Here is an 826-nt window from a genome sequence, read left to right on the forward strand (position 1 = left end):
CCGGTATCGCGACGGGGCGGGGCGCACCACGGCCGTCACCCAGCGGCGCTTCGTCGACATGCGGTTCGCGCACGCGTGCGCGCTCGAGGTGGCGATCACCCCCGAGGACTGGTCCGGTCGGCTGGAGGTGCGTTCCGCGCTCGACGGCCGGGTGGCCAACACCCTGGTCGAGCGCTACCGGGACCTGCCGGGCGACCACCTTCGGACGCTGGACGCGCGGGCACTGGGCGAGGACTCCTGTCTTCTCGAAGCCCGGACGAACCAGTCCGGGATCCGGGTGGCGATGGCGGCCCGCGCCACCCTGTGGAGAGGTGACCGCGGGTGCGACGCCGAGCTCAGTCCCGTCGGCGACGACTCCTGGACCGGCCACGACGCCGCGGTCGACGTGGCGGCGGGGGAGACGACCACCCTGGAGAAGATCGTGACCGTCTTCACCGGTCGCGACCGCGCCGTCAGCGAACCCGCTGAGGAGGCCGCGCGGTGGCTGCCGCGCATGGGCCGGTTCGGGGAGCTGCTCGCGGACCACGCTCTGGCCTGGAGCCAGCTCTGGGAGAGGTTCGGTGTCGAGATCGAGGGGGCGCCGGACGAGCTGCGCATGATCCGCCTCCACGTGCTGCACCTGCTGCAGACGCTCTCGCCGAACACCGTCGACCTGGACGCCGGCGTTCCGGCCCGAGGACTGCACGGCGAGGCCTACCGGGGCCACGTCCTGTGGGACGAGCTGATCGTCTTCCCGGTGCTGAACCTGCGTCTTCCCTCCCTGACCCGGGCCCTGCTGCGCTACCGACAGCGCCGTCTGCCCGAGGCGCGGCAGGCGGCGCGGGGG

The 826-nt window shown here is 73.2% G+C and carries 1 pseudogene; it reads left to right on the forward strand.

Annotated features, from left to right (window positions below):
- Positions 1-826: pseudogene (locus D471_RS0119105) on the forward strand (glycoside hydrolase family 65 protein); the annotation flags it as partial.

Source organism: Nocardiopsis lucentensis DSM 44048 (assembly GCF_000341125.1).
Classification (GTDB): Bacteria; Actinomycetota; Actinomycetes; order Streptosporangiales; family Streptosporangiaceae; genus Nocardiopsis; species Nocardiopsis lucentensis.